This is a genomic window from Desertihabitans brevis, assembly GCF_003327535.1.
GTDB lineage: Bacteria > Actinomycetota > Actinomycetes > Propionibacteriales > Propionibacteriaceae > Desertihabitans > Desertihabitans brevis.
The window spans coordinates 110,311-136,838 of sequence record NZ_QOUI01000009.1; the positions used below are offsets into that span (position 1 = coordinate 110,311).

25 protein-coding genes are annotated in these 26,528 nt (G+C 74.4%); 8 read left to right on the plus strand and 17 right to left on the minus strand.

What is annotated here, in order from left to right:
* The first annotated feature begins 9 nt into the window (after window positions 1-9).
* The 5 genes from DT076_RS14520 to DT076_RS14540 all read left to right on the plus strand — a co-directional run bounded on the left by DT076_RS14520 (window position 10) and on the right by DT076_RS14540 (window position 5,695).
* A complete protein-coding gene (locus DT076_RS14520) occupies window positions 10-813 on the plus strand; it encodes an Fpg/Nei family DNA glycosylase (protein ID WP_114127412.1) in 804 nt (267 codons plus the stop codon).
* Entirely contained in the window at window positions 810-1,664 is an 855-nt protein-coding gene (locus DT076_RS14525) for a DUF2804 family protein (RefSeq protein ID WP_147264156.1), read from the plus strand. Before DT076_RS14520 ends, DT076_RS14525 begins: the two co-directional genes overlap by 4 nt.
* A 196-nt stretch (window positions 1,665-1,860) precedes the next feature.
* Entirely contained in the window at window positions 1,861-2,565 is a 705-nt protein-coding gene (locus DT076_RS14530; RefSeq protein ID WP_114127414.1) for a GAF and ANTAR domain-containing protein, read from the plus strand.
* Between the two features lie 193 nt (window positions 2,566-2,758).
* Window positions 2,759-4,378 (plus strand): alkaline phosphatase D family protein, encoded by a 1,620-nt coding sequence (locus DT076_RS14535; protein WP_233493975.1) that lies wholly within the window; start codon window positions 2,759-2,761, stop codon window positions 4,376-4,378.
* A gap of 75 nt (window positions 4,379-4,453) precedes the next feature.
* Window positions 4,454-5,695: a M6 family metalloprotease domain-containing protein gene (locus DT076_RS14540; RefSeq protein WP_114127416.1), complete on the plus strand. Its 1,242-nt coding sequence runs from the start codon at window positions 4,454-4,456 to the stop codon at window positions 5,693-5,695.
* Between the two features lie 27 nt (window positions 5,696-5,722).
* On the opposite strand, the gene DT076_RS14545 is transcribed toward DT076_RS14540, so the two are convergent.
* Genes DT076_RS14545 through DT076_RS14610 form a run of 14 tightly spaced genes read right to left on the minus strand, consistent with a single transcriptional unit; the run spans window position 5,723 to window position 21,298 of the window.
* A complete protein-coding gene (locus DT076_RS14545) occupies window positions 5,723-7,255 on the minus strand; it encodes an FAD/NAD(P)-dependent oxidoreductase (RefSeq protein ID WP_199539200.1) in 1,533 nt (510 codons plus the stop codon).
* On the minus strand, window positions 7,248-7,520 hold the full coding sequence (locus tag DT076_RS14550) for a (2Fe-2S)-binding protein (protein ID WP_199539201.1): 273 nt from the start codon (window positions 7,518-7,520) through the stop codon (window positions 7,248-7,250). Before DT076_RS14550 ends, DT076_RS14545 begins: the two co-directional genes overlap by 8 nt.
* Window positions 7,517-8,671, minus strand: a complete 1,155-nt coding sequence (locus DT076_RS14555) for an NAD(P)/FAD-dependent oxidoreductase (protein ID WP_199539202.1) — start codon at window positions 8,669-8,671, stop codon at window positions 7,517-7,519. Before DT076_RS14555 ends, DT076_RS14550 begins: the two co-directional genes overlap by 4 nt.
* 13 nt (window positions 8,672-8,684) lie before the next feature.
* On the minus strand, window positions 8,685-9,368 hold the full coding sequence (locus DT076_RS14560) for a GntR family transcriptional regulator (protein WP_233493976.1): 684 nt from the start codon (window positions 9,366-9,368) through the stop codon (window positions 8,685-8,687).
* Window positions 9,369-9,380: 12 nt separating this feature from the next.
* Window positions 9,381-10,382 (minus strand): proline racemase family protein, encoded by a 1,002-nt coding sequence (locus DT076_RS14565; RefSeq protein ID WP_114127417.1) that lies wholly within the window; start codon window positions 10,380-10,382, stop codon window positions 9,381-9,383.
* Window positions 10,383-10,407: 25 nt separating this feature from the next.
* The gene (locus DT076_RS14570) at window positions 10,408-11,307 is read right to left on the minus strand and encodes a dihydrodipicolinate synthase family protein (RefSeq protein ID WP_114127418.1); all 900 of its coding nucleotides are present in this window, start codon (window positions 11,305-11,307) and stop codon (window positions 10,408-10,410) included.
* Window positions 11,308-11,337: 30 nt separating this feature from the next.
* Window positions 11,338-12,729, minus strand: a complete 1,392-nt coding sequence (locus tag DT076_RS14575; RefSeq protein WP_114127419.1) for an aminopeptidase P family protein — start codon at window positions 12,727-12,729, stop codon at window positions 11,338-11,340.
* A complete protein-coding gene (locus tag DT076_RS14580) occupies window positions 12,726-14,018 on the minus strand; it encodes an alpha/beta fold hydrolase (protein ID WP_114127420.1) in 1,293 nt (430 codons plus the stop codon). The genes DT076_RS14575 and DT076_RS14580 overlap by 4 nt, the downstream gene beginning before the upstream one ends.
* Window positions 14,015-14,860 carry an ATP-binding cassette domain-containing protein gene (locus DT076_RS20270; protein ID WP_325048374.1) on the minus strand — a complete coding sequence of 282 codons (846 nt, stop codon included), beginning with the start codon at window positions 14,858-14,860 and terminating at the stop codon, window positions 14,015-14,017. The genes DT076_RS14580 and DT076_RS20270 overlap by 4 nt, the downstream gene beginning before the upstream one ends.
* Window positions 14,857-15,675: an ABC transporter ATP-binding protein gene (locus tag DT076_RS14590; protein ID WP_114127421.1), complete on the minus strand. Its 819-nt coding sequence runs from the start codon at window positions 15,673-15,675 to the stop codon at window positions 14,857-14,859. The genes DT076_RS20270 and DT076_RS14590 overlap by 4 nt, the downstream gene beginning before the upstream one ends.
* Window positions 15,672-16,655 carry an ABC transporter permease gene (locus DT076_RS14595; protein WP_114127422.1) on the minus strand — a complete coding sequence of 328 codons (984 nt, stop codon included), beginning with the start codon at window positions 16,653-16,655 and terminating at the stop codon, window positions 15,672-15,674. The genes DT076_RS14590 and DT076_RS14595 overlap by 4 nt, the downstream gene beginning before the upstream one ends.
* Window positions 16,655-17,617 carry an ABC transporter permease gene (locus tag DT076_RS14600; protein WP_114127423.1) on the minus strand — a complete coding sequence of 321 codons (963 nt, stop codon included), beginning with the start codon at window positions 17,615-17,617 and terminating at the stop codon, window positions 16,655-16,657. Before DT076_RS14600 ends, DT076_RS14595 begins: the two co-directional genes overlap by 1 nt.
* A gap of 2 nt (window positions 17,618-17,619) precedes the next feature.
* Window positions 17,620-19,326: an ABC transporter substrate-binding protein gene (locus tag DT076_RS14605; protein WP_114127424.1), complete on the minus strand. Its 1,707-nt coding sequence runs from the start codon at window positions 19,324-19,326 to the stop codon at window positions 17,620-17,622.
* Between the two features lie 37 nt (window positions 19,327-19,363).
* A complete protein-coding gene (locus tag DT076_RS14610) occupies window positions 19,364-21,298 on the minus strand; it encodes a glycoside hydrolase family 127 protein (RefSeq protein WP_114127425.1) in 1,935 nt (644 codons plus the stop codon).
* A 158-nt stretch (window positions 21,299-21,456) separates the two neighbouring features.
* On the opposite strand from DT076_RS14610, the gene DT076_RS14615 reads away from it, so the two are divergent.
* Both DT076_RS14615 and DT076_RS14620 read left to right on the plus strand, forming a co-directional pair.
* Window positions 21,457-22,341: an aldo/keto reductase gene (locus DT076_RS14615; RefSeq protein ID WP_114127426.1), complete on the plus strand. Its 885-nt coding sequence runs from the start codon at window positions 21,457-21,459 to the stop codon at window positions 22,339-22,341.
* A gap of 89 nt (window positions 22,342-22,430) precedes the next feature.
* Window positions 22,431-23,366, plus strand: a complete 936-nt coding sequence (locus DT076_RS14620; RefSeq protein ID WP_114127427.1) for an intradiol ring-cleavage dioxygenase — start codon at window positions 22,431-22,433, stop codon at window positions 23,364-23,366.
* Between the two features lie 30 nt (window positions 23,367-23,396).
* Here DT076_RS14620 and DT076_RS14625 read toward each other — a convergent pair whose 3' ends face one another.
* Together DT076_RS14625 and DT076_RS14630 are read right to left on the minus strand one after the other, a co-directional pair.
* Window positions 23,397-24,200 carry a tryptophan-rich sensory protein gene (locus DT076_RS14625; RefSeq protein ID WP_114127428.1) on the minus strand — a complete coding sequence of 268 codons (804 nt, stop codon included), beginning with the start codon at window positions 24,198-24,200 and terminating at the stop codon, window positions 23,397-23,399.
* 35 nt (window positions 24,201-24,235) lie between these two features.
* The gene (locus DT076_RS14630; protein WP_114127429.1) at window positions 24,236-25,081 is read right to left on the minus strand and encodes a helix-turn-helix domain-containing protein; all 846 of its coding nucleotides are present in this window, start codon (window positions 25,079-25,081) and stop codon (window positions 24,236-24,238) included.
* Between the two features lie 101 nt (window positions 25,082-25,182).
* On the opposite strand from DT076_RS14630, the gene DT076_RS14635 reads away from it, so the two are divergent.
* On the plus strand, window positions 25,183-26,034 hold the full coding sequence (locus DT076_RS14635; RefSeq protein ID WP_114127430.1) for an oxidoreductase: 852 nt from the start codon (window positions 25,183-25,185) through the stop codon (window positions 26,032-26,034).
* Window positions 26,035-26,074: 40 nt separating this feature from the next.
* On the opposite strand, the gene DT076_RS14640 is transcribed toward DT076_RS14635, so the two are convergent.
* Entirely contained in the window at window positions 26,075-26,503 is a 429-nt protein-coding gene (locus DT076_RS14640; protein WP_114127431.1) for a MarR family winged helix-turn-helix transcriptional regulator, read from the minus strand.
* Between the last annotated feature and the right edge of the window lie 25 nt (window positions 26,504-26,528).

Genomic DNA, 26,528 nt, shown 5'->3' on the forward strand with positions numbered 1-26,528 from the left:
GATCTCTGCATGCCCGAGGGACATTCGCTGCGCCGGCTGGCCGACGAGCTGGACGCCACCTTCGCCGGCTCGGCGGTGCGGACGTCCAGCCCGCAGGGCCGCTTCGCCGGGTCGGCGGCGCTGCTCGACGGCACCCGGTTGCTGCGCGCGGACGCCGCCGGCAAGCACCTGCTGGTCGACTTCGAGGGCGACCGGCTGCTGCACGTCCACCTCGGGCTCTACGGCACGTTCCTGGTGCACCGCCCGCCGGTCACCCCGCCGGTCGGGCAGGTGCGGCTGCGTCTGGTGAGCGAGGACGCCTGGGCCGACCTGCGCGGGCCCACCGCCTGCGAGCTCTACACCCCGGAGCAGAAGGTCGAGCTGCTGGCCCGGCTCGGGCCCGACCCGCTGCGCCCCGACGCCGACCCGCTGCGGGCCTGGGAGCGGATCCGGCGCAGCCGCACGCCGGTCGGTGCGCTGCTGATGGACCAGTCGGTCATCGCCGGGATCGGCAACGTCTACCGCGCCGAGATCCTCTTCCGCCACGGGCTGCACCCGCTGCGGCCCGGGCTCGCGGTGCGCCGCGGCCAGTTCCTGGCGCTGTGGGTCGACCTGGCGGAGCTGATGGCCGACGGCGTCCGGGTGGGCCGGATCGAGACCGTGCGGCCCGAGCACCTGCACCTGGTCGGCCCCGGTGAGCGTCCCGCCTACGTCTACCGCCGCGCCGGCGAGCCGTGCCGGCTGTGCGGGCGCACGGTGCTCACCGAGGAGCTGGTCGGGCGCAACCTCTACTGGTGCCCGCGCTGCCAGCCCGCCTACCGGGGGCGGGCGTGAGCGCGCCGCCGCCGGTGGCCTACCGCGGCGACGGCACCGGACGTCCGGCCCACCTGCCCCTTCCGCCGGCCCGCGCGCCGATGGTGCGGGGGCTGCGGCTGCGCAAGACCTGGCGCTACGTCGGGATCTGGAGCCCCGCGGTCTCGGTCTGCGCGGCCAGCGTCGCCGTCGGTCCGCTGCGCCAGGAGTTCTGGGGCGTCTGGCACCGCGCCGAAGGGCGGATGACCGAGCACACCCGGCTGCTGGCCGGGCGGGTCGACGTCTCCCCCGGCCGGGTCCGCGTCCGCGACGCCGCCCGCCGGGCCGAGCTCGACCTGGTCCTGGAGGAGGACCCGCGCACCGCCGTGGAGGTCGTCACCCCCGTCGGTCGGGCCTGGACCTGGACCCGCAAGCAGGTGGTCCGCGGACACGGGTCGATCCGGCTGGACGGCCGCCGGCTGGCCGTCGACGGGGTGGCGCTCATCGACGACAACGCCGGCTACCACCCGCGGCTGACCCGCTGGTGGTGGTCGGGTGGCACCGGGCGGCTGACCGACGGGCGGCTGGCGGCCTGGAGCCTCATCGTGGGCCTCAACGACACCCTCCCCCACATCGAGAACACGCTCTGGCTGGACGGCGTCCCGCAGGCTCTCGGGCCGGTGCGGTTCGAGCCCGACCTGTCGGCGGTGCACCTCGCGGAGGGGGGCACGCTGCGCTTCAGCGCCGAGGCGGAGCGGGCCAGCACCACCGACCTGTTCGTGGTCCGCTCGGCCTACCGCCAGCCCTTCGGCACCTACACCGGGACGCTGCCCGGCGGGCTGCAGCTGACCGGCGGCGTCGGGGTGATGGAGGACCACACCGCGCTGTGGTGAGCACCTGCTCGGCACCCGCACGGCCCGCGCTCCCGCCGGGAGGCGACGGTCGCCGACGCACCCGTCCGCGAGTGCCCCGCTCGCTCCACCGTGCGGCAGCCGTGCACGAGCCGTAGGATGCCGCGATGAGCGGCAGTCGTCGCCTACCACGCTGAGCCCTCGGGCGGCGTGGTCGAACGTCGGACGGAAAGACCGCATGCCAGTCAACAGGTTGCACGCTTCGCTCGGTCAGGTCATCTTCGTCGATCGCCCGCTGGGCGATGTGCTGACCGAGATCGTCGGCATCGCCCGTGAAGCGATGCCCGACACCGACGCCGCGTCCATCACCTTGATCCGCAGTGAGAACGCGTTCACCGCCGCCCACGTGGGGCAGCTGGCCCTGGAGGCCGACGAGCTGCAGTACCAACGCGGATACGGCCCCTGCCTGGACGCCGCACGCGGCGGGCAGTCCTTCTTGATCGAGGACATGGCCGAGGAGCAGCGCTGGCCCGACTACTGCCGCCACGCCGCCGCCCAGGGCGTCGGCGCCTCGCTCTCGATCCCGCTGCCCTTCCAGGGGATCACGATCGGGGTGGTGAACACCTACGCCCGTAGGCCGCGGGCCTATGGCGACCTCGACCTCGCCCTGGGTCAGGAGGTCGCGGCCTGGGTGGCGGTCGCGGTCGGCAACGCCGAGGGCACCGCCCAGACGCTGCAGGAGCTGGAGGACATGCGGACAGCGATGCTCTCCCGGGCCACCATCGAGCAGGCCAAGGGCATCCTCATGGAGCGGTACAAGATCTCGGCGGACCAGGCCTTCAACCTGCTCACCCGGACCTCCCAGGAGACCAACACCAAGCTGAGGTCCGTGGCCGACGAGCTCGTGCACACCGGCATCCTGAAGGCCGACCCGACGAGCTAGCAGGCGTCCACCCACCCGGGGTCGCCCTCGGCCGAGCGGCTGCGGCCGCTCGGCTCCTGGGCCGCCGAGGGCCACGGGCTCGGGGTGACCTCGCCGTGAAGCCTCGGTGAACCCCGGCCGGCGCCCTTCCCCCGACCCGGGGTGAGGCGGTGGGATGGTCCGAGCAGATCCCGCCACCCCCGGAGGAGCCGTCGTGTCCCGCCCTGCCCTGCCCCCCGTCAGCCGCACCCCGATCAGCCGCCGTGGGCTGTTCGCCGCCGGAGCCCTCGGGGGTGCCGGTCTCGCCGGGGTGGGCGTCCCCGCGCTGGCCCGCGACCGGCGTCCGGTGGTCGGCCCGCGGCTGGCCTCGGAGCTCTTCACCCTCGGCATCGCCTCCGGCGACCCGTGGCCCGACGGCTTCGTGCTGTGGACCCGGCTGGCACCCGAGCCCCTGGCCGCCGACGGCCTGGGCGGGATGCCCGACGCGGAGGTGGAGGTCGAGTGGGAGGTGGCCACCGACGAGGCGATGAGCCAGGTCGTCCGGCGCGGCACCGAGACCGCGCGGCTGGCGGGGAACCACTCGGTGCACGCCGAGGTGACCGGGTTGGAGCCGGCCCGCGAGTACTGGTACCGCTTCCGCGCCAACGGCGAGCTCAGCCCGGTCGGCCGCGCGGTCACCGCGCCGGCGGCGGATGCCGAGGTGGCCGCGATGACCTTCGCCTTCGCCAGCTGCCAGAACTTCCCCGAGGGCTACTTCAACGCCTACGCCGACCTGGCCCGCCAGGACCTCGACCTGGTCGTCCACCTCGGCGACTACATCTACGAGGGCGCCGGCACCCAGGACGCCCTGGGCCGGGCGCACACCTCCCGCAAGGAGACCTTCACGCTGGCCGACTACCGGCTGCGCTACAGCCAGTACAAGGCCGACGCCGACCTGCAGGCCGCCCACGCCCACGCCCCCTGGGCGGTCGCCCCCGACGACCACGAGGTCGAGAACAACTGGGCCGGCGACATCTCCCAGGTCGACACCGAGCCCGACCAGGACCCGGCGGTGTTCCGCCAGCGCCGCGCCGCCGCCTACCAGGCCTACTGGGAGAACATGCCGCTGCGCCGCTCCTCGCTGCCACAGGGCCCGGAGATGGACATCTACCGCCGGCTGACCTTCGGGCGGCTGCTCTCGCTCAGCATGCTCGACACCCGCCGGTTCCGCGACGACCAGATCGAGGGCGGCAACCAGGCCGTCCTGGACGGCCGCTGGGACCCCCGCCGCACCATGCTGGGACGCCGCCAGGAGGGCTGGCTGCTCAACGGCCTGGACAGCTCCCGGGCGCGCTGGAACGTGCTGGGCAACCAGGTGTTCTGCTTCGAGGCCGACCACGAGGCCGGCCCGGAGGTGCGCTACAGCGGCGACACCTGGGACAGCTACGCCGCCGCCCGCCAGCGGCTGTTCGACCAGCTGCACCGCCGTGGCGTCGAGAACTTCGTCATGGTGACCGGGGACGCCCACCGCAGCGTCGCCGCCGACCTCAAGCTCGACTTCTCCGACCCGTCCTCGCCGACCGTCGGCACCGAGTTCCTCGGCACCTCGATCACCTCCGGCGGCAACGGCTCGGACCAGGACGACCTCGGCAGGGTGTGGCTGGCGGAGAACCCGCACATGAAGTTCCACAACAAGCAGCGCGGCTACCAGGTCGTCCGGCTGGACCAGGACACCCTCGAGTGCGAGTACCGCGTCTGCGACTCCGTGACCGTCCCCGGCGCGCCGGTGCGCACCCGCTCGGTGGTGACGGTGGAGTCGGGGCGGGCCGGGATCGCCGACGTCAGCCTCTTCTGAGAGGGCCCGGCCCCTTCCCCTGCGGGGGTGGGGCGGCGCAGTATCGGAGCACCATCCCGTCAACGAGGAGCCCCGATGCACCGACGCACCGCTCCGCTCGCCATGCTGACCTCCGCCGCGCTGCTCGCCCTGCCGGCAGCGGTCTCGGTGGCACCCGCCGCGGCGGCCGACCGCGGGGCGGCCGGCGCCCGGGCGGTGGACGTCGTCCCGGTCCGCCCGTCCACCGCCGCCGCCCCCACCGGCACCTGCCGGCTGCCCACCCCGCAGACCAACCTGGCCGAGGGCTTCCCGGTCGCCGCCCAGGCCCTGCCGGCCCGCGGCGAGCTGCGGGCGGCCATGATCTACGTCGACTTCTCCGACGCGGAGGCCCCGAGCGGTTCGCTGCCCGCGGCCGAGGAGAACCTCCGCTCCGGCATCGAGTACCTCGAGACCGTCTCCGGTGGCGCCCTGGACGTCGTCACCACCTCCAGCGAGCAGTGGGTGCGGATGCCCGAGCCGGCCGCTGACTACCCCTTCCAGCGCGGGCTCAGCTACGCCGACCACGTCCGCTACATCGAGGACGCCGTCGTGGCGGCCGACCCGGTGATGGACTTCTCCGAGGTGGACGTGGTCTGGGTGGTGGCCACCAGGGAGGCCGAAGCCATCTCCTTCTCCCCCACCACGAACTTCCTCGACGTCACCGCCGACGGCCAGCACCTCGGCCACGCCGTCACGTTCGGCTACGACCAGTGGCACTGGGGCGGGCTGGTGCTGGCCCACGAGACCGGGCACACGCTCGGGCTGCCCGACCTCTACACCTTCGCCGGTGTCCCCGACGAGGACGGCGGGCTGGACTACCACTCCTTCGCCGGCGGCTGGGACGTGATGGGCTTGATCTCGGGCCGGGCCCCCGAGCTGCTCGCCTGGCACCGCTGGATGCTGCAGTGGGTCGACGACGAGCAGGTCGCCTGCCTCGACCCCGACGCCCGCACCGCCACCGTCGAGCTCACCGCCGTGGAGGCCGGTGGGGGCACGGCGATGGCGGTGCTGCCGCTCAGCGACACCCGCGCGCTGGTCGTCGAGTCGCGCAGGGCGCTGCGCTACGACCACCAGATCGCCCAGGAGGGGGCGCTCGTCTACACCGTCGACACCACCGTGCCCACCGGCTCGGGCCCGGTCGAGGTGCACGACACCACCCCGGGCAGCGCGTTGGACAAGGACGACGCCACGCTGACCGCCCGGCACAGCTGGACCGACCCTGAGTCCGGCACCACGGTGCGGGTGGTCCGCAGCACCGACCGCACCGACACCGTCCAGGTGCGTCCCGGCCGCGGCTGAGGTCACGGCCGCCCGAGCGGCGCCGGCTCAGTCCTCGAGCCGGGCCAGCTCGGCCAGCGTGACGGGGGCGGCCAGCGGGCGGGACCCGATCCCGCGCAGGTCGGCCTCGTCGGCCCGGCGACCCTCGAGCGCCGCGGTGAGGCAGGACGCGGCGAACCCGCAGACGCGGCCCTGGCACCAGCCCATCCCGATCCGGGTCACCTGCTTGACCGAGCGGGCGTCCTGCACGACGAGCGAGCGGTGCGCCTCGAGCACCCGGCCGGCGGTGACCTCCTCGCAGCGGCAGACCACGGTGTCCTCGGTGAGCCACTCGTCCCAGTGGGCGGGGACCGGGTGGCGGCGGTGCATGGCGGCGGCGAACCGGCGGTGGCGGGTGATCCCGCCTCGGCGCGGGAGCCCACCGGACGCCCCGGCGTCGGCGGCCGCGGCGGCACCGGCCAGGCGTCCCTCGAGATCGCTGAGGACGGCCCCGCCGACCCCGGTGCCCTCGCCGGCCACCCACACGCCGGGGACGTCGGTGCGCTGCTGCTCGTCGACGGCCACCACCAGGGACCCGTCCACGTCGACCCGGCTGGCCGCCCCGAGCTGCAGCGCCAGCTCGACCGACGGGGTGAACCCCCAGCCGACGGCCAGCAGGTCGACGTCCTCGACCCGGCGGACGAGGTCGCGCGGACGCCCGTCCGCGTCGAGCGGGGACAGCTCGACCGCTGTCAGCGCGTCCTCGCCGAGGGCTCGCCGGACCACCGTCCGGGTGCGGTAGGGGATGCGGTGGCGGACCATGCCGGCCACCAGCCCGGCTCCCTCGACCGCCTTGCTCGGCACGCCGAGGACGGCGGGCAGGCTGCGCGCCCAGTCGGTCGGGCGCCCGGCCTCGCAGACGGCCAGCACCTCGACCCCCGCCTCGGCCAGCCCGACCGCCACCGGCAGCAGGAACGGTCCGGTCCCGGCCACCACCGCCCGACGGCCCGCCGCGGTGCCGGACGCCTTGAGCAGCGCCTGCACCCCGCCGGCGGCCATCACACCGGGCAGGTCCCAGCCGGGGAAGGGCAGCTGGCGGTCCGCGCCGCCCTGGCAGAGCACCACCCGCTCGGCAGCGACGCGCGCGGGCCCGTCGGCCGGGCGACCGGGGGACGGGGTGAGCCAGAGGACAAAGCCGTCGGGGCTGCGGGTGATCTGCCAGACCGAGGTGCCGCTGAGCAGGGTGACCCGGCCGGCGGCGCGGTGCTCGGCCAGCCGTGACCAGAGCGCTCGCAGCCGGCGGCTGCCGTGCTCGGCGTGCGGCTCCCCGCCGGCACCCGCGGTCGGCGGGTGGGTGACGTCGCCGCGCTGGCGCCAGTACTGCCCGCCGGGGGCGCGGCCGGCGTCGAGCAGCACCACCTCCACCCCGCGGTCGGCCGCGGTGACGGCGGCGGCCAGACCCGCGGGGCCGGCCCCGACCACCGCGACCGGCCAGCGGCGCGGGGTCGGGACGCCGGGGTGGGCCTGGGGGTCGCCCGCTTCGACAGGTTCGGGACGACGCTCCGATGAGCTCAGGGCGTCGGAGCCAGGATCGTCAGACACCCATCGGCTCCTCGGGGGCGGGGCCGCCGGGTTCGACCCGCATGCCGTCGCGGACCGGGACGAGGCAGGCGCGGACGTCGGGGCCGCCGTCGACCTTGACCAGGCAGTCGAAGCAGGCGCCGATCCCGCAGAACAGCCCGCGGGGACGGCCCTCGCGCCGGGTCCGGCGGGTCGAGCGCACACCGTGGGCGAGCAGGGCTGCGCCGACGCTCTGCTCCGGGCGGGCGGGCAGCACCCGGCCCTGCCAGTGGATCTGGGCGCTCACGCGGCCAGCACCTCCTCGAAGCGGGCCGGCGCGAAGGGGGTGAGGTCGAGGTCGGGGCGTTCTCCGCGGAGCGCCTGGGACAGCAGCTTGCCGGTGCCCACCGAGCACCCGATGCCGGCGCCCTCGTGGCCGCAGGCGTGCCACAGCCCCGGCAGCCGGGCGTCCTCGCCGACGGCCGGCAGGTGGTCGGGCAGGTAGGGCCGGAACCCGGAGTAGCAGCGCAGCGCCCGCAGCCCGGCGAGCCCGGGGAACAGACCGATCGCGCCCTGGGCCAGCCGCGCCAGCGCCACCGGGGAGGCGGTCTTGTCGAAGCCGACCCGCTCCCGGGTGGAGCCGATGAGGATGGTCCCGGCGGGCGTCCCCTCGACCACCGGCGAGGACTGCAGGGCGTCGTCGGAGCTGCCGACGTCGGCCACGTAGTCGGCGGCGTACACCTTGTGCCGCACGGTCAGCGGCACCGGCTCGGAGACCAGCACGAACCCCCGGCGCGGCAGCACCGGCACCGACACCCCGGCCAGCTCGGCCACCGCACCCGCCCAGGGCCCGGCCGCGTTGACGACCGCACCGCAGGGCACCCGGCCGTGGTCGGTCCGCACCGCCACCACCCGGTCGCCGGAGCGCTCGATCGCGGTGACGGTCTCCCCGGGGCGGACGACGGCGCCGGCGGCGCGGGCCAGCGCGAGCAGGTGCAGGGTGGCGAGCACCGGCTGCACCTGGGCGTCCTGGGGGTAGAACGCGGCGCCGGCCATCCCGGGGTCGAGGTGCGGCTCCATCGTGAGCAGGTCGGGCAGGTCGACGTCGACGGCCTCCACCCCGGCCGCCCGCTGCGCGCGGGTCAGCTCCTGCAGGGCGGCCAGCTCGGTCTCGTGCCGGGCCACCACGATGCCGCCCTTGGGCTCGTACTCCCAGCGGTCGGCACCCTCGGCCAGCTCGCCGGACCAGATCCCCAGCGAGTACAGCGCCAGGTCGAGCTCGGGGCCCTGCTCCTTGTCCGAGACGAGCAGGTTGCCCTCGCCGGCGCTGGACGTCCCGCCGCCCGGGGCGCCGCGGTCGAGGACCGTCACCGACAGCCCCGCCCGGGCGCAGAAGCACGCCACCGCGGCCCCCATCACCCCGGCGCCGATGACGACGACGTCGGAGCCCCCGCTCACCGCGACCTCCGGCTCACGCGCCACCGCTGCCGGCCCACTCGCCGCGGACGTGGCCGATGTGACGCACCATCAGCGCCTCCGCCCCCGCGGCGTCGCCGGCCTCGACGAGGTCGAGCAGCTCGTGGTGCTCCTGGGCCGAGGCCTCGAGCCGGCCCGACTCCAGCAGCGGGGCCAGCCCGAACAGCCGGGTCCGCGCGCGCAGGTCGGAGACCAGCCGGTTGAGGACGGGGTTGCCGGCGTGCTCGAGCAGGGCCAGGTGGAAGCGGCGGTCGGCCTCCACGTAGGCCGGCAGCTCCGAGCGGCGCACGCCGTCGACGATCTCCTCGGCCAGCGCCCGCAGCCGGGGCAGCTCCTCGGCCGGCACCAGCGGCACCGCCCGCCCGACCATCGGCGGTTCGAGCAGCAGCCGCACCTCGGTGATGGCGTCCAGCTCCTCATCGCCCACCTCGGTCACCCGGTAGCCCTTGTTGGGCAGCGCCTCGACCATGCCCTCGCGGACGAGGTCGAGCATCGCCTCCCGCACCGGCGTCGCGGAGACGTCGAACATCGACCCCAGCGTCGGCGCGGAGTAGACCACCCCCGGACGCATGTCGCCGGAGATGATGGCCGCCCGGATGGCGAAGCCGACGGCGTCGCGCAGCGACTCCCGCTTGCGCAGCGGGGCGAATCCCTGGATCGGCTGGACCACCGTGTTCACCACACCCTCCGTCTAGAGCACGAACCCGGTCGGGAACGGGTCGCTGGGGTCCAGCATGTACTGCGCGGTGCCGGTGATCCACGCACGCCCGGTGATGGTCGGCACCACGGCCGGACGTCCGCCCACGGTCGTCTCCTCGACCAGCCGCCCGATGAAGCGGGTGCCGATGAAGGACTCGTTGACGAAGTCCCGGCCCAGCCCGAGCTCGCCGCGGGCGTGCAGCTGGGCCATCCGGGCGCTGGTGCCGGTGCCGCACGGGGAGCGGTCGAACCAGCCCGGGTGGATGGCCATGGCGTGCCGGGAGTGCCGGGCGTCCGAGCCGGGGGCGGCCAGGTAGACGTGGTGGCAGCCGCGGATGTCGGGACGCTCGGGGTGCACCGGCGGATCGGTTGCGTTGATCGCGGCCATCAGCCCGAGCCCCGCCTCGAGCAGCCGGTCCTTCTCGGCCCGGTCGAAGGGCAGACCCAGCTGCTCCAGCTCGACGATGGCGTAGAAGTTGCCGCCGAAGGCCAGGTCGTAGCGGACGGTGCCCAGCCCGGGCACCTCCACCTGCTGGTCCAGGGCGGAGGCGAAGGAGGCGACGTTGCGCAGGGTCACCGACTCCGCGCGTCCGTCGCGCACCGCGACCTCGGCCTCGACCAGACCGGCCGGGGCCTCGATGGTGATCCGGGTGACCGGTTCGGTGACGGGCACCAGCCCGGTCTCGACCGCGACCGTGGCGACCCCGATGGTGCCGTGGCCGCACATCGGCAGCACCCCGCTGACCTCGATGAAGAGCACGCCGAGGTCCGCGTCGGGGTGCGTGGGCGGCTGCAGGATCGCCCCGCTCATCGCCGAGTGCCCGCGCGGCTCGTTCATCAGCAGCCGGCGCAGGTCGTCGGCGTTGTCGATGAACCAGGTGCGCCGCTCGGCCATGGTCGCCCCGGGCAGCGTGCCGACCCCGCCGGTGACGACGCGGGTCGGCATGCCCTCGGTGTGGGAGTCGACGGCGTGCAGGACGCGGGTGGTGCGCATCAGCGGGCCCCGGCCGGCGCCGACATCACACCAGCGCCTTCACGACCGCCTCGGTCTGGGTGCGCACCACGTCGGCGACCTCGACCGGCAGCGGGTTGCGCGGCGGGCGGCTGGGACCGCCCCGCAGGCCGACGACGTCCATCGACAGCTTGATGGCCTGGACGAAGACGGTCTTGGAGTCCCAGCGCAGCAGCGGGTGCAGCTGGGCGTACAGCGGCACCGCCTTGGCGATGTCGGCGGGGTCGTCGGAGGTGGCCAGCCGGTACAGCTCGACGGTGGCGTCGGGGATGGCGTTGGGGTAGCCGGCGATCCAGCCCACGGCCCCGGCCAGCCCGAGCTCGAGCAGGACGTCGTCGGCGCCGATGATGAGGTCGAGGTCGGGGGCGAGCTCCCGGATCTCCCAGGCGCGGCGGACGTCGCCGCTGAACTCCTTGACGCCGACCACCAGGCCCTCGGCGTGGAGCCGGGCCAGCAGGCTGGGGGTGAGGTCGACCCGGGTGTCGATCGGGTTGTTGTAGGCCACCACCGGCAGGCCCACCTTCGCCACCTCGCGGTAGTGCTCGACGACGGTGTCGTCGTCGGCGCGGTAGGCGTTCGGCGGTAGCAGCAGCACCGAGTCCGCCCCGGCCTCGGCGGCCTGCTCGGCCCAGCGGCGGGCCTCGGCCTGGCCGTAGGCGGCCACCCCGGGCATCACGGTGAAGCCCTCGGGCGCGGCCTCGACGGCGGTGCGCACCACCTGCTCGCGCTCGGCCGGGGTGAGGGTCTGGTACTCCCCGAGCGAGCCGTTGGGTGCCACCCCGTCGCAGCCGGAGGCGGCCAGGAAGGCGACGTGCTCGGCGAAGGCGTCGAGGTCGACCTCGAGGTCGTCGGTGAAGGGGAGGGCGGTGGCCACGTGGATGCCGTGCCACGCGGGGCGTGCGGTCATGTCAGTCCGTTCTCGTAGGTCAGTACAATGTCACATACTAGAGATGAGCTGCTGCTGCGTCCAGCGCTCCACCCCGGCGGCGTCGATCGGCAGCCGGTCCGAGAGCACCTCCGCACCGGTCGGGGTGACGAGCAGGTCGTCCTCGAGCCGGACGCCGATCCCGCGCAGCTCCGGCGGGACGGTGAGGTCGTGGGCGTGGAAGTACAGGCCCGGCTCGACGGTGAGCACCATGCCGGGCTCCAGGACCATCTCCTGGTGGCTGGCCGGGGCGGTGGCGCTGCAGTCGTGCACGTCGAGCCCCAGGTGGTGCCCGATCCCGCAGACCAGCCACCGCCGGTGCTGCTGGCCCTGGGGTGAGAGCGCCTCGTCCACCGAGACGTCGAGCAGACCCCACTCGTGCAGCCCGGTGGCGACCACCTCCATCGCCGCGAAGTGGAAGTCGCTGAACAGCGCACCGGGGCGGACCGCGGCCATCCCGGCGCGGTGGGCGGCCTCCTCCAGGTCGTGCACCCGGCGCTGGACGTCGTCGAAGCGGCCGCTGGGCGGGACGGTGCGGGTGACGTCGGCGGTGTAGAACGCGCGGCCCTCCACCCCCATGTCGAGCAGCAGCGGCGCGTCGGGCAGCACCGGGCCGTCGCAGCGGACCCAGTGCAGGGTCGGCGCGTGCGGGCCGGAGCCGACGATGGTGGCGTAGCCCGGCTGGTTGCCGAAGGTGCGGCAGTGCCGGTCGAAGGTGCCCTGCAACCAGCGCTCCCCCAGCCCCGGACGTCCCGGCTCACCCACGGCCCGCGGCAGCTCGGCGACGGTGGCGGCGAACCCGTCCACGGTGGCGTCGACCGCCTCGCGGAGCTGGCCCACCTCCCAGGCGTCCTTGACCATCCGCAGCCGCGCGCAGACGCGCTGCTGCTCCTCGTCCGCGGCGACCGCCGGGTCGAGGTCGTCGAGCGCACGCACCCGCAGGCCCAGCGCCTGCTCCCAGACGGCCAGCGACGGCGACGGCCCGACCCACAGCTCGCCGGAGGCCGCGTTCGCGAAGAACCCGGGGAGGCCGGGGCCGAGCGGTGGCGGCAGGTACAGCGTGGCGTCGTGACCGCTGCCGGTCGGCACCATCACCAGCACCGCGTCCTCGACGGCCACACCGCCGGTCAGCCAGGCGAAGTCGCTGTCGGGACGGAAGTCGTAGGAGGTGTCGTTGGCGCGCACCGGCGCCCGACCGGCGCGCGCCACCAGGGTGCGCCCGGGCAGTGCCTCGGAGAGCCGGCGACGGTGGTCGGCCCCGGCCTGGGCGGCACCGGGCACCAACGGCGGCTCGGTCCGGACGTCGGCCCAGCCCTGCCCGATCCCGGCCACGAAGGCCGGCACCTCGGCCAGCCGGGGTGGCCGGGTGCCCTGGTAGGGCACGGTCCGTTCGGTCAGACTCATCGCAGCTCTCCTCCCCGCGCGGCCACCCGGTCGCGCAGCCCGCGGAAGACCCGGGGGTCGCCCAGGCCGTCGTGCTCCCACTCGTTGGTCACCCAGGCCTCGGCGTTGCCGATCCCCGCCAGCGTGCCGAGCGACAGCCCGGCGTCGACGAACATGTCGTCGTGGTAGACCGCCGCCGCCAGCGGTACCTCGTTCGCGGCGAGCCGGGCGGGGTCGTAGAGCCGCCGCCCCCAGGACGTCCGCTCGGCCAGCAGGTCGACCGCCGCGGCGAACGGGCGCAGCGCGGCGATCTCGTCGAACATCCAGCGGAAGGTCATCTCGCCGGTGAACAGCAGCGGGCGGGCGGCCGGGTCGAAGTCGGGGTGGCGGGCCACCTCGGTCTCGGCGGCCCACCCGGTGCGGAGGTCACCCTCGCCGTAGATGGCCTCCTGCAGCGTCCAGAACAGCGGCGACCCCGCCTGCGAGGTGCGCACCTGCACCTGCTGCAGGAAGTCCGCACCCAGCCGACCCGGCTCGACGAAGGCCTCGTCGACCAGCCAGTGCAGCCGCTCCGCGCCCGGCTTCATCCCGAGGTCGATGCCCAGGCTCTGGAACCGGCGCACGCTGAGCGGGTCGCCGTCGGGCAGCCGGACGTCGCCGCCGGCGAGCACGTCGGCGATGGCGGCGACCCGGTCGACGTCCTGGGGGTAGCGCGCGTAGTAGCGGCGCACCTTCTCGCGCACCCGTCCGACCGTGCGCCGGTACACCTCGGCGGCCTCGGGCGGGACGCCGGGGATGCCGCCGGTGACGTAGCAGGCGGCCAGCGCCTGCGGTGCCGTCGACAGGTAGGTCAGGGTGAGGAACCCGCCGTAGCTCTGCCCGATGGTGGCCCAGCGCCGACCGCCGTAGACCTGCTGGCGGACCAGCTCGGCGTCGGCCACCACCGAGTCGGCGAGGAACAGCGCGAGGTGGTCGGCCTGCTGCTGCGGCGTGCCGCGCCGGGCCAGCCGCTCGCCGTCGAGGAAGGTGCTGCGCCCGGTGCCCCGCTGGTCGAGCAGCACCACCCGGTGGGTCTCGAGAGCGACCTCGAGGAACCCCGAGCGGTCGACCGGCCGCGGCCCCTTGCCGCCCGGACCACCCTGGAGGTGCAGCAGCAGCGGCAGCTCCTCGCGCCGGCGGACCGGGTCGCAGAGCTCGCGGACGAAGACGGTGATGGTCTCCCCGTCCGGGTCGGCGTGGTCGAGGGGCACCGCCACCTCGTGCTCGCGCACCCAGATGCCGGGCAGCAGGTACTCCGCCGTCGTCGTCATGCCATCTCCTCCTGCACCGTCTGCTGCTCCACCATCGCCCGGCGGGCGGCGTCCCACTCCGCCGGGATCCTCGGGACCGCCCCGAGCAGGGCGCGGGTGTACTCGTGCTGCGGGGCGTCGAAGACCTGCTCACGCGGGCCGGACTCCACCACCCGACCCTGCGACATCACCGCCACCTGCTGGGCGATCTGGCGCACCACGGCCAGGTCGTGGGCGATGAAGAGGTAGCTCAGCTGCTGCTCGGCCTGCAGCCGCACCAGCAGCTCGATCACCTGGGCCTGCACCGAGACGTCCAGGGCGGAGACGGCCTCGTCGCAGATCACCACGCTCGGGTCCACCGCCAGCGCCCGGGCGATGCCGATCCGCTGGGCCTGACCACCGCTGAACTGCCGCGGCAGGCGCCGGGAGTGGTCGGGGTCCAGACCGACCCGCTCCATCAGCGCCCGGGTGAAGGCCCGCTCCCCGCCGGGCACCCTACGGCCCTGGTAGCGCAGCGGCGCGGTGACGATCTGCTCCACCGAGTGCCGGGGGTTGAGCGAGGAGAACGGGTCCTGGAAGACCACCTGCACCCGGGAGCGGAAGCGGGCCAGCGCCTCCGCGCGCAGCCGCGTCACGTCCTCGCCCTCGAGCTCGATCCGACCCGCGGTCGGCTCGACCAGGTGGGCCGCCATCCGCGCGGTGGTCGACTTGCCCGAACCCGACTCCCCCACCAGCGCCAGCGTCTGCCCGCGCGGGATGGCGAAGGAGACGTCGTCGACGGCGCGGAAGGGCCGACGCCGCCGCAGCCCGCCGCCGCCGAACTCCTTGACCAGCCCGGTGGCCCGCATCACCGTCTCGCTCACCGCGCTCCTCCCGGTCCGACCAGCGGGTCGTCGATCCGCGGCACCGCCTCGAGCAGGCGCCGGGTGTAGGGGTGGCGGGGACGGCTGAACACCTGCTCGGCACCGCCCTGCTCCACCACGTCGCCGTGCTGCATGACCAGCACGTCGTCGGCGATCTCGCTGACCACGGCCAGGTCGTGGGTGATCATCACCAGACCGGCACCGGTGTCGCGGCGGATCTCGGCGATCAGGTCGAGGATCTGCTTCTGCACCGTGACGTCGAGAGCGGTGGTCGGCTCGTCGGCGATCAGCAGCTCCGGTTCGCCGCTGAGCGCCATCGCGATCATCACCCGCTGGCGCATGCCGCCGGAGAACTGGTGCGGGTAGTGGTCGACCCGCTCGGCGGCGTGCGGGATGTGCACCCGCTCCATCGCCTCCACCGCGGCCCGCCGGGCCTCCCGCCGGGTGGCCCGTGGCCGGTGCGCCCGGTAGGCCTCGGAGATCTGCAGCCCGACGGTGTAGTACGGGTTGAGGCAGGACAGCGGGTCCTGGAAGATCATCGCCACCCGGGCCCCGCGCACCTTGCGCATCTCCCGGGGCGGCAGCGTCGTCAGCTCGGTGCCGGCCAGCCGGATGGAGCCGCGGCGGGTGGCCCCGGGCGGCAGCAGGTCCATCACGGCCAGGCTGGTCATCGACTTGCCCGAGCCGGACTCCCCGACGATCCCCAGCGAGGCGCCGGGGGCGAGCTCGAAGGAGACGTCGCGGACCACCTCGGTGCGCCCGCGGGGGGTCTCGAAGGCGACCGTGAGGTCGCGCACGTCCAGCAGCGCGGTCACCTGGCCGTCCTCACCCTCGGGTCGAGCCAGCCGTAGAGCAGGTCGACGACGATGTTGCCGACGATCACGAAGAACGCCGCCAGCAGGGTGACCGCCATGATCACCGGCTGGTCGTTCTGGGTGATCGAGTCCGCGGCCAGCTTGCCGATCCCGTTGAGCCCGAACACCGTCTCGGTGATCAGCGCCCCGCCCAGCAGCCCGGCGAAGTCCATCGCGAAGATCGTCGCCACCGGGGTGAGGGCGGGACGCAGGGCGTGCCGCCGGATCACCAGCCAGCCCGGCAGGCCCTTGGCCCGCGCGGTGCGCACGTAGTTCTCCCCCAGGGTGTCGATGACGTTGGCCCGGGTCAGCCGGGCGTACAGCGAGGCGTAGAGGAACGACAGCACCACCCAGGGCATCAGGTAGTTGGCGAACCACTGCCCGGGGCCGTCGGCGAAGTCGACCGCCTGCGGGAAGGGCAGCACCTGCAGCTGCACCACCAGCACGTACTGCAGCACCAGCGCGAGCACGTAGTTGGGCACCGAGATCCCGCCGAGGGCCAGCACCATCGCGCCCCGGTCCCACCAGGTGCCCTCCTTCAGGGCGCTGAGCAGGCCGCCGGCCACCCCCGCCAGCAGCCACAGCACCGCCGCGCCGACGGCGACGGTGGCCGAGACCGGCAGCCGGTCGACGAGCATGTCCCACACCGGCAGGCTGTTCTGGAAGGAGTAGCCCAGGCAGGGTGCGGGGCAGACCTGGCCGTCGGCGTAGGTGCGTCCGGCCACCACCCCGGAGAGGAACTGCCCGAACTGGGTCCAGAACGGCTGGTCCAGCCCGAGCGTGCCCCGGATCTGGTCGATCCGCTCCGGGGTGCAGTTCTTCCCGCAGATCTGGACGGCCGGGTCCGGGGAGAGCACGAAGAAGATGACGAAGGTGAACAGGCTCACCAGGAACAGCACGACGACCATCCCGAGCAGCCGCACCCCCATGTAGCGCAGCATCAGCGCAGCTCCCCCGAGTCGGTGATCGTGCGCAGCCGGTCACCGAGGACGGTGAAGGAGAGCACGAGCAGGAACAGGCAGACGGACGGGATCAGGAAGTAGGCCGGGTCGACGGCGTACCAGCTGACCGAGGAGGCGATCATCTGCCCCCAGCTCGGGGTGGGCGGGATGACGCCGACACCGAGGAAGGACAGCCCGGCCTCGGTGCCGATGTAGCCGGGCACCGCCAGCGTGGTCATCACCACCAGGGTGGAGCGCAGGTTGGGCAGCACCTCGCGGAAGACGATGGTCCAGCCGCCGGCGCCGGAGGCCCGGGCTGCCTCGACGAACTCGCGCTGGGTGAGGCTGATGGTCTGGCTGCGCACCACCCGCGCCAGGTAGGGCCAGCCGAAGACCGCGATCACCACGACCAGCAGCAGCTGGCGGTTCTCCGCCGGCAGCGCCGAGAGCACCGCGATCATGAAGATCAGCGCCGGGAAGGCCATCAGGAAGTCCATCACCCGCGAGATCACCAGGTCGACCACCCCGCCGTGGTAGCCGGCGAGCAGGCCCATCACCACCGCGATCACCGTGGTGAGGGCGGTGGCGGCGAGCGCGACGGTCATCGAGACGCGCGCCCCGTAGACGATGCGGGCGAAGATGTCGCGCCCGCTGCCGGGCTCGACGCCGAACCAGTGCTCGGCCGAGATGCCCCCGCCCCAGCCCACCGGCAGCCCGCCCAGGTTCGGGTCGATGGCCGCCTGGTCGAAGTCGTAGGGCCCCCAGCCGCTGACCTGGACCAGCAGCGGGGCCGCCACCGCGGCCAGCAGCACCAGGGCGATGTAGCCGGCCGACAGCACCACCGCGATGTCGGAGCGCAGCACCCGCAGCACCGCCCGTCGGCCCGGGCCGCCGGCCGGGGCCGGGTCACGGTGCCCGGCCCGGGCCGACGGTTCCAGGTCGACGCCGCTGGAGAGCGCCACGGTCAGCCCGCCTCCGGGTCACGCAGGCCGACGAGCACGTAGTCGATGCCGCCGGTGGCGGCGCCCGGGCTGGCGTGCAGCCCGGTGACGTTCTCCCCGACCACGGTGAGGCCGGTCTCGACCAGCAGCGGGACGACCGGCGCCTTGCTCATCACCAGCTGGTCCAGCTCGCCCCAGGCCTGGTTCGCCTCGGCACGGTCGGTGATCAGCTGGGCCTCCTCGATGGCGGCGTTGATCTCCGGGTCGTCGATCTGGGCGAGGTTGGAGTTGCCCTTCTCCACGATGTTCGGGCCGTAGAACAGCGGCGGGATGAAGGTGCTGGCCGAGGAGGCCCAGTCCGGGCACCAGCCGGTGATGGCCGCGTCGTTCTGCTGGGTCGTGGTGCCGATGGTCTCGTAGTAGGTCGAGGTGTCGATGACGTTGAGCGAGACGTCGATGCCGACCTCGGCCAGCGACTGCTGCACCGCCTCGGCCTGGGCCTGCATCTTCGGCTGGGAGCGGATGTCGAGGACGAGCTCGAAGCCGTCGCCGACCCCGGCCTCCTCCAGCAGCGCACGGGCCTTCTCGACGTCGCGCGGGTAGAGGTCGTAGTCGACGTGGCCGGCGATGCTCGGCGGCAGGATGGTGGTCGCCACCGTGGCGAGCTGGGTGCCGCCCGAGGCGTTCTGCACCGCGGTCTTGTCGATGGCCAGGTTGATCGCCTGCCGCACGCGCACGTCGCCCAGCGGCTCCTTGGTGGTGTTGAGCCCCATGTAGGTGGTGCAGACGCCCTGCGGTTCGAAGACCCGCTGCTGCACCTGCGGGGTCTGCAGCCGGGCCACCGTGGCCGACTGCACGGCGCCGCCGATGGCGTTCACGTCGGCGCCCTGGCCCGCGAGCAGGCGCTCGTCGATGGTGGCCCCGTCCAGGCCGAAGGTGAACTCCCAGGCGTCCGGCTTGGCGGTGCGGACCTCGTCGGTTGACTGGTCCCAGGCCTCGTTGCGTACCAGCGACAGCGACTGGCCGGGCTGGTACTCGGCCAGGTCGTAGGGGCCGGAGGCGATGATGTCGGTGAGGAACTCCTCGCCCTCGCCGGTGCCCACCGGGAACGGGACGGTGTTGGGCTGGCCGAGCACCGCCGGGAAGTCGGGGAACGGCTCCTTGAGGTGGAACACGATCGTCTGGTCGTCAGGGGTCTCGATGGTCTCCAGCTCACCGGAGCGGTAGGGGCCCTCATAGTCCTCGGGGGCGTCGATGACCTGCTTGGCGTAGGGCGAGCCGATGCCCAGCGCCGGGTCCCAGGCGCGGGAGATGCCGTGGCGCACGTCGGCGGAGGTGATCGGGGTGCCGTCGTCGAAGGCCACCCCCTCCTTGAGCGTGAAGGTCCAGGTGAGGCCGTCCTCGGAGACGGTGCCGAGGTCGGTGGCCAGGTCGGGCACCATCGCCGACGGGTCCTCGGCGTTGCCGGGTGCCGCGGTGGTCAGCGTCCGGTAGACCAGCCGGTAGAAGTTGTTCACCCCGCCGTCGAAGCCGCGCTGCGGGTCGAGGTAGGAGAAGTCGGCGTTGAGCAGCACGCTGACGGTGCCGCCCTGGGCCGGCTCGTCGGTGAGCGAGGTGGCGCCGGCGCCGGCACCGGTGCCGGCACCGCCTCCGCCGCCACCTCCGCCGCAGGCGCTGAGGGTGACGGCGACGGCCAGCGCCGTCGCGGCCAGGATCGGACGTCGGGTCATGGGAGTCCTCCGGGTGTTCGGTGGTCGGTCGGGTCGATCAGGTCTCGGGCAGCCAGACGCGCATGGCGCCGGGTTCGCGGTTGCCCCAGGCGAAGTAGGGGACGAAGGGGACGGGCGGGTGCGGCCGGACCGGATCCGGCGGCAGGTCGACCGGGCGGTAGAGCGGGGCCGTGCCGCGCTCGCGGACGCCGACGGGCAGCCGCACCGCCGCCGCGGCGGGGTCGACCAGGACGTCCTCCGGTGCTGCCGCCGGTTCGGCGTCGCGGGCGGCGGCGGGGTCGAGGACCAGGTCCTCGACGTCGACGTCGAGGTCGGTCTGCTCGACGCAGTGCACCAGCGGCCCGCGCAGCACGGCGAGGCTGCCGCGGACGGCGTCCACCCGCGGGTCGGCGCGCACCAGCCGGACCGGCATGCCGAGCTCCAGGTCGACCCGCTGACCGGGCATCCAGCGCCGCTCGAGGCGCAGCCAGCCGTCGACGGCCTCGGCCGGCACCGGCTGGCCGTCCACGCGGAGCGCCACGGTGTCGGCCCAGGACGGCACCCGCAGCACCAGGGCCGCGGGGTGCTCGGCCGCCCGGGTGACGGTGACGGACACCGTGCCGGCGAAGGGGTGGCCGGTGGCGACCCGGACGTCCAGGGCCGGGGAGCTGATCTCGGCCTCGGCCAGCTGGGCCAGGGTGAGCGAGGTGTCGTCGGCGACGGCGAGGTGGTCGGCCAGCTGGGCCATCCAGCGCACCACGTTGGGCGGACAGCAGGGGCAGCCGAACCAGGGCAGCCGGAGCAGCCCGCCGTCGGCCTCGGCCCCGCTGCGCTGGGTGTGGTCGGGGCGGCGCTGCAGCGGGTTGTCGTAGAAGAAGGCGGTGCCCTCGGCCGACAGCCCGACCGCGAAGGCGTTGTGCAGCACCCGCTCGCAGACGTCCAGCACGTCGGCCCGGCCGGTGGCCACGAAGAGCCGCCAGCCCCACTGCAGGGTGCCGATCGCCGCGCAGGTCTCGTTGTAGGCGCGCTCGGACGGCAGCTCGAAGCGGTCGCCGACCGCCTCGTCGCTGTGCCGCGAGCCGAGCCCTCCGGTCAGGTAGAGCTTGCTGGCGACCATGTCGTCCCAGAGCAGCTCCATCCGCTCCAGCAGCGCGCGGTCGCCGGTCTCGAGGGCGACGTCGGTGGCGCCGGCGGCGAGGTAGACCATCCGCACCGCGTGGCCGACCACCGAGTCGAGCTCGCGCAGGGCGACGGCGTCCTGGAAGTAGTCGGGCGGGAAGATCCGGTGGCTGATCCGGCCCGAGCCGCGGCGCTCGACGAACAGCGAGGCCTGGGTGAGGTAGCGCTCGTCGCCGGTCTCGCGGTAGAGCTCGACCAGCGCCATCTCGACCTCGGGGTGCCCGCAGTAGAGCGGCTCGCCGTCGGGGCCGTAGCGCCGCACCACGAGGTCGGCGAACCGGGTGGCCACGGCCAGCAGCCGGTCGTCGCCGAGCCGGCGCCGGGCGGCGACCGCGGCCTGGACGAGGTGACCGAGGCTGTACAGCTCATGACCCCAGCCGAGGTCGCTCCAGGGCTCGGCCGGCACGTCGGGGGCGGAGTACCAGGTGTTGAGGTAGCCATCGGGCTGCTGGGCCCCGTCGATGGCGGCGACCGCCTCCTCCCAGAACTGCCGGACGTCGGCCCCGGCGTCCGGGTCGTCGGCCAGCACGTGCGCCAGGCCCTCGAGGGTCTTGTAGACGTCGGTGTCGAGGAAGGGGTACCGCCCGCGGTAGCCGGCCTCGTCGCCATCGGGGAGCCGGGTGAAGTTCTCCAGGTTGCCCGCCCGGCGCAGCTGCTCGACCGTGTGCGGGACGGTGGCGCTCCGGTTGCGCTGCTGCCAGCGGCCCAGCAGGCCACCGCGGATCCGCACCGCCGGGGCGCCCAGGACGCGGCCGCGGGGGCCGGCCGCCGCCACCACGGGGGCCGGGGTCGTGCTGGTGTCGGAGAACTGCACGCGCGATCCCTTCGAGCTGTCATCGGGTGATTGCTGCGTGACATTACACTTGCACGTTGTAGTGGTCTATGGTTCGGCGCGAGCGTCACCAAGGCGTTACACAGGACGTCTGACGACCCGCTCCGGAGGCGGCCGCCCGGGCTCCGTAGGGTCGGCCCATGCAGACACGTGCAATCGGCAACGACACCGTCGGCCGCGTCGAGGTCGGAGCCATCGGGCTCGGCCTGATGACCTTCGACCAGACCGGTCACCAACCCCGCGAGCAGCTGGTCGAGACCGTCCGGGCCGCGCTGGACGCCGGCGTCACCCTCTTCGACACCGCCGACGCCTACGGGCCCGGCCAGGAGCTGGGCGCGGCGGCCCAGGGCGAGAACGAGAAGCTCATCGCCTCCATCCTCGACGAGCTGGGCGTCCGCGACCGGGTGCTCCTGGCCACCAAGGGCGGGTGCCTGCGCACCGACGGCGGCGGGTGGGCGCAGGACAGCTCCCCGGAGCACCTGCACCGCGCCGTGGACGACAGCCTGCAGCGGCTCGGGGTGGAGCAGATCGCCCTGTGGCAGCACCACCGGCCGGATCCCCAGCGCGACTACGCCGAGACGATCGGCATCCTCGGCGAGATCGCGGCGACGGGGAAGGTGCGGATGATCGGGCTCTCCAACGTCGACCCCGACCAGATCCGCGCCGCGAAGGAGGCGCTGGGCGACGCGCTGGTGAGCGTGCAGAACCAGTACAGCCCCAAGTTCCGCAGCAGCGAGCCCGAGATCGAGGTGTGCACCGAGCTGGGGCTGGCCTTCCTGCCGTGGAGCCCGCTGGGCGGGCTGTCCGACGCCAAGGAGCTGGCGACCCAGCACCCGGCGTTCCAGCAGGTCGCCGAGGCCCGTGGGGTGAGCGCGCAGCAGGTGGCGCTGGCCTGGGAGCTGGCCCAGTCCCCGGTGGTCATCCCGATCCCCGGCGCCAAGCGGCCGGAGTCGATCCGCGACTCCGCCGCGGCCGCCGACCTCGAGCTCACCCCGGACGAGCTGACCGCGCTCAACCGGGACTGATCCTCAAAGGAACCGCACAGCCGCGGCCCACCGGACGCACCGGATCCCTCCGCACAGTGGGAGCACACCAACCCACCGAGGAGGACCCGATGGCCGACCAGCCCACCTACGAAGGACGCCCGCTCCCCCGACCCGGGGAGGAGGTGGTCGACCAGGGGCTGGGCTTCGACGTCGTCACCCTGGTCGACCGGCGCCGGCTGCTCGCCGCCCTGGGCGGCGGGCTGTCGGTGCTGGGTCTGGCGGCCTGCGGGGTGGGCGCGGACGCCACCGGCGGTGCGGCCGCGGCGACCACGGGCGGCGGCACCACCGAGATCCCCGACGAGACCGCCGGCCCCTACCCCGGTGACGGCTCGAACGGCCCGGACGTGCTGGAGCAGAGCGGGATCGTCCGCAGCGACCTGCGCTCCAGCTTCGGCGAGTCCACCGGGACGGCCGAGGGCGTGCCGATGGAGCTGGAGCTGACCGTCCTCGACCTCGCGAACGGCGGGGTGCCCTTCGCCGGCGCGGCGGTCTACGTCTGGCACTGCGACCGCGAGGGCCGCTACTCGATGTACAGCGAGGGCGTGGAGGACGAGAACTACCTGCGCGGGGTGCAGGTGGCCGACGCCGACGGGCTGGTGCGGTTCACCAGCATCGTCCCGGCCTGCTACGCCGGCCGGTGGCCGCACGTGCACTTCGAGGTCTACGCCGCCGAGGCCGACATCACCGACAGCACCACCGCGGTCGCCACGTCCCAGCTGGCGCTGCCCGAGGACGTCTGCAGCGCGGTCTACGCCGAACCCGGCTACGAGCCGTCGGTGGCCAACCTGGCCGCGGTCGGCCTCGACTCCGACGGCGTCTTCGGCGACGACGGCGGGGAGACCCAGCTGGCCACGGTCACCGGCGACGTCAGCTCGGGCTACCTGGCCCGGCTCACTGTTGGGGTCGACACCGCCACCGAGCCGACCGGCGGCGGGATGGGCGGCGCGGGCGGTCCCGGGAGGACGCCGCCGAGCGGGGCACCGACGGGCCAGCCGCCGCGCTGAGGCCCTGGGCCGGGAGCCGCGCCTGGGCCGTCAGCCGGTGGTGGGCGGAGACGTCCCGGCGTCCCGGCGCAGCCGCACCCAGGCGACGGCCCCCAGCGCGACGGCGGCCGCGACGAGCGCGGCCACCGCGACCGGCGCGGACTGCGGGGCGTCGGTGAGCCGGCCGACGGCCACCCAGACCAGGCCCCAGGCCACGGCCAGCCCCACGGCGACCCGGCCGCCGAACCGCCGCGCCAGAGCGGCGGCGACGGCACCGGCCACCAGCACCACCCCGAGCACGGTGGCGACCGGCACGCCCGGTTCGACGCCGAGGTCGACCAGGGCGGCGGCGAGGTTGGCGCAGGTCGCGACCGCGACCCAACCGAGGTAGAGCCCGAAGGTGCCGTCGACCATCAGCGTCTCCACCCGACGACCCGACCCGGTGGCCCCCAGCCGGAGCGCGATCAGCGCCAGCACCGCGAGCAGGGCCACGATGACCACCGCGGTGAGCCAGACCAGGCCGGTCTGGGCCACGAGGATCCACACCGCGTTGAGCACCATCGAGGCCGCCGGCAGGTAGCCGAGGCGGCGCAGGCGGGCGTCGGCGGCGTTGCGCGGCAGCCACTGCCAGACCGTGAAGGCGAACAGCCCGAGGTAGATCACCGACCAGATGCTGAAGGCGGGGCCGGCCGGGGCGACCAGGGTGGCCTGGGCCGACAGCGAGCCCTGCCCGGCGTCCTCGATCGCGGTGCCCAGCAGGCCGGTGCCGACCGCCGTCCCGACCAGGCAGAACAGCTCGGCGGCGGTGGTGACGACCCGACGCGCCAGGTCGCCCGACGACGATTCGCTCAGCATGCTGAGTATCGTACGTCGGGGCGGGTGGACGCCGGTCAGCGGGTGCGGTCGCCGGTGAGGTCCTGCCGGCCGAGGACGCGGAGCAGGTCGAGCTTGCCGGCGGCCTCGCTGCCCGCCGGGGCGGTGTAGACGATCACCTTGAGGTCGCCACGGTCGGCGGTCAGCACGTCGCAGTCCACGGTGAGGCGGCCGACCTGCGGGTGGTCGATGGTCTTGCGCGAGCCGCGGTGCACGCCGACCCGGTTCTGCTGCCACAGCGCGGCGAAGCGGGGGCTGCTCGCGCGCAGGTCGCCCACCATCGAGCGCAGCTCCTCGTCGTCGGGGTAGCGCCCGAGCGCGGTGCGCAGGTCGGCCACCAGCCCGCGCTCGAAGGCGTCCTCGTCGAGGTGGGTGATCCCGCCGCGAGCACCGTCGGCGAAGCGCCGCCAGGCGACGTTGCGCCGGCGACCGCGGGCGGCGGAGAGGTCGCCGAAGAGCGCGGCCCACGGCTCGTTCCACAGCAGCAGACCCCAGCCGGCGTCGGCGACCGCCACCGGGTTGGCGCCGAGCTGCTCGGTCAGCCGGCGGACGCTGGCGGGCACCTGGCGCAGCACCCGCGTCCGGCCGGGGGCGGCGTGCCCGGCCAGGGTGAAGAGGTGAGCCTGCTCGTCGTCGTCGAGCTGCAGGGCCCGGGCGAGGGCGGTCAGCACGGACGCCGACGGGGCCTCGGCGCGTCCCTGCTCCAGCCGGGTGACGTACTCCATCGAGACGCCGGCCAGCATCGCCAGCTCCTCGCGGCGCAACCCGGACACCCGACGGGGACCGTTGACCGGCAGGCCGACCTGCTCGGGGGTGGTGCGGTCTCGCCAGACGCGCAGGACGGTGGCCAGCTCGGAGTCCATGGCGCCCAGTCTGCTCCGGCCGCGGCGGCCCTGCCTGTCCCTGCGGGTACCAGGAAGGACGGTGGCTGGTCCGGTCCGGGCGCCGGGGGCACGGTGGAGCCATGACGACGACACCGCTCTCCTCCGACCTCACGTCCGTGCACCGGATCGGCTACGGCACGATGCAGCTGCCCGGCCCTGGCGTGATGGGCCCGCCCCGCGACCACGACGAGGCGGTCCGGGTGCTCCGCCGGGCCGTCGAGCTCGGCGTGGACCACCTCGACACCGCCCAGTTCTACGGCCCCGACGTCGCCAACGAGCTGATCGCCGAGGCGCTGCACCCCTACCCCGAGGGGCTGGCCATCGTCTCCAAGGTCGGCGCGGTCCGCGACGGGTCCGGTGCCTGGCTGCCGGCCCAGCAGCCGGCCGACCTCCGCGCCGGCGTGGAGGCCAACCTGCGCACGCTGCGCACCGACCGGCTCACCGCGGTCAACCTGCGCCTGATGGAGGGCGGATCCCACGGGCTGCTGGAGGACCAGCTGGCCGAGATGGTCGCGATGCGCGAGGACGGCCTGATCGCCGGTATCGGGTTGTCCAACGCCACCGCCGACCAGGTGCGGACGGCGCTGCCGGTCGGGCTGGCCTGCGTGCAGAACGCCTACAGCCTGGTCGACCGCTCCGACGAGGAGGTGCTCGACCTGTGCGCGGGCGAGGGCATCGCCTACGTGCCGTTCTTCCCGCTCGGCTCGGCGATCCCGGGGATGGCGAAGGTGACCGAGCAGCCGGCCGTGCGCGCGGTGGCCGCGCGGGTCGGGGCGACACCGAGCCAGGTCGGGCTGGCCTGGCTGCTGGCGCGGGCGGAGAACGTCCTGCTCATCCCCGGCACCTCCTCGGTCGCCCACCTGGAGGAGAACGTGGCCGCCGGGGACGTCACCCTGTCGGCCGACGACCTGGCGACCCTCGAGCAGGGCTGAATCAGCCGCCGCGGTCAGCCGCCGCGGTCAGCCGCCGCGGTCAGCCGCCGCGCCGGGCCGCCCGGACCAGCCGGACGAGCTCGGCGCGGAAGGCGTCCGGGTCGACCAGCGGGCCGGTGACGAGGTCGTCGGCCACCCCGCCGGCGGTGATCGCGGTGTAGGCGGCGCGGCCGTCCTCGGTCAGCCGCACCTGCAGCCGGCGGCGGTCGGCGGGGTCGCGCTCGCGGGTGACGTGCCCGGTGCGCACCAGCCGCTCCACCACCCGGGCCATGGTCTGCTCCTCGACCTGGCTGGCCGCGGCGAGCTGGCGCTGGCTGCGCGGGCCGTCCACCAGCGCGTGCAGGACGAGCAGCCCGGCGTGGGTGAGCCCGCGTCCGGAGAGGTAGGCGTTCCAGTCGCGCTCGACGTGCCGGGCGGCGGTGGACAGCAGCCGGCCCAGCGACCAGTCACCCAGGTCGTCCTCCGCCACCGGGCCACCGTAGCCCGCGGCCGGA

What these genes read in the sequence shown, in the direction of transcription:
- DT076_RS14625 (WP_114127428.1), bottom strand. Translation starts at nt 24,200, where the DNA reads ATGCTGAGCGAATCGTCGTCGGGCGACCTGGCGCGTCGGGTCGTCACC.
- DT076_RS14630 (WP_114127429.1), bottom strand. Translation starts at nt 25,081, where the DNA reads ATGGACTCCGAGCTGGCCACCGTCCTGCGCGTCTGGCGAGACCGCACC.
- DT076_RS14580 (WP_114127420.1), bottom strand. Translation starts at nt 14,018, where the DNA reads ATGACGACGACGGCGGAGTACCTGCTGCCCGGCATCTGGGTGCGCGAG.
- DT076_RS14620 (WP_114127427.1), top strand. Translation starts at nt 22,431, where the DNA reads ATGGCCGACCAGCCCACCTACGAAGGACGCCCGCTCCCCCGACCCGGG.
- DT076_RS14530 (WP_114127414.1), top strand. Translation starts at nt 1,861, where the DNA reads ATGCCAGTCAACAGGTTGCACGCTTCGCTCGGTCAGGTCATCTTCGTC.
- DT076_RS14605 (WP_114127424.1), bottom strand. Translation starts at nt 19,326, where the DNA reads ATGACCCGACGTCCGATCCTGGCCGCGACGGCGCTGGCCGTCGCCGTC.
- DT076_RS14565 (WP_114127417.1), bottom strand. Translation starts at nt 10,382, where the DNA reads ATGCGCACCACCCGCGTCCTGCACGCCGTCGACTCCCACACCGAGGGC.
- DT076_RS14575 (WP_114127419.1), bottom strand. Translation starts at nt 12,729, where the DNA reads ATGAGTCTGACCGAACGGACCGTGCCCTACCAGGGCACCCGGCCACCC.
- DT076_RS14615 (WP_114127426.1), top strand. Translation starts at nt 21,457, where the DNA reads ATGCAGACACGTGCAATCGGCAACGACACCGTCGGCCGCGTCGAGGTC.
- DT076_RS14635 (WP_114127430.1), top strand. Translation starts at nt 25,183, where the DNA reads ATGACGACGACACCGCTCTCCTCCGACCTCACGTCCGTGCACCGGATC.
- DT076_RS14540 (WP_114127416.1), top strand. Translation starts at nt 4,454, where the DNA reads ATGCACCGACGCACCGCTCCGCTCGCCATGCTGACCTCCGCCGCGCTG.
- DT076_RS14520 (WP_114127412.1), top strand. Translation starts at nt 10, where the DNA reads ATGCCCGAGGGACATTCGCTGCGCCGGCTGGCCGACGAGCTGGACGCC.
- DT076_RS14570 (WP_114127418.1), bottom strand. Translation starts at nt 11,307, where the DNA reads ATGACCGCACGCCCCGCGTGGCACGGCATCCACGTGGCCACCGCCCTC.
- DT076_RS14595 (WP_114127422.1), bottom strand. Translation starts at nt 16,655, where the DNA reads ATGCTGCGCTACATGGGGGTGCGGCTGCTCGGGATGGTCGTCGTGCTG.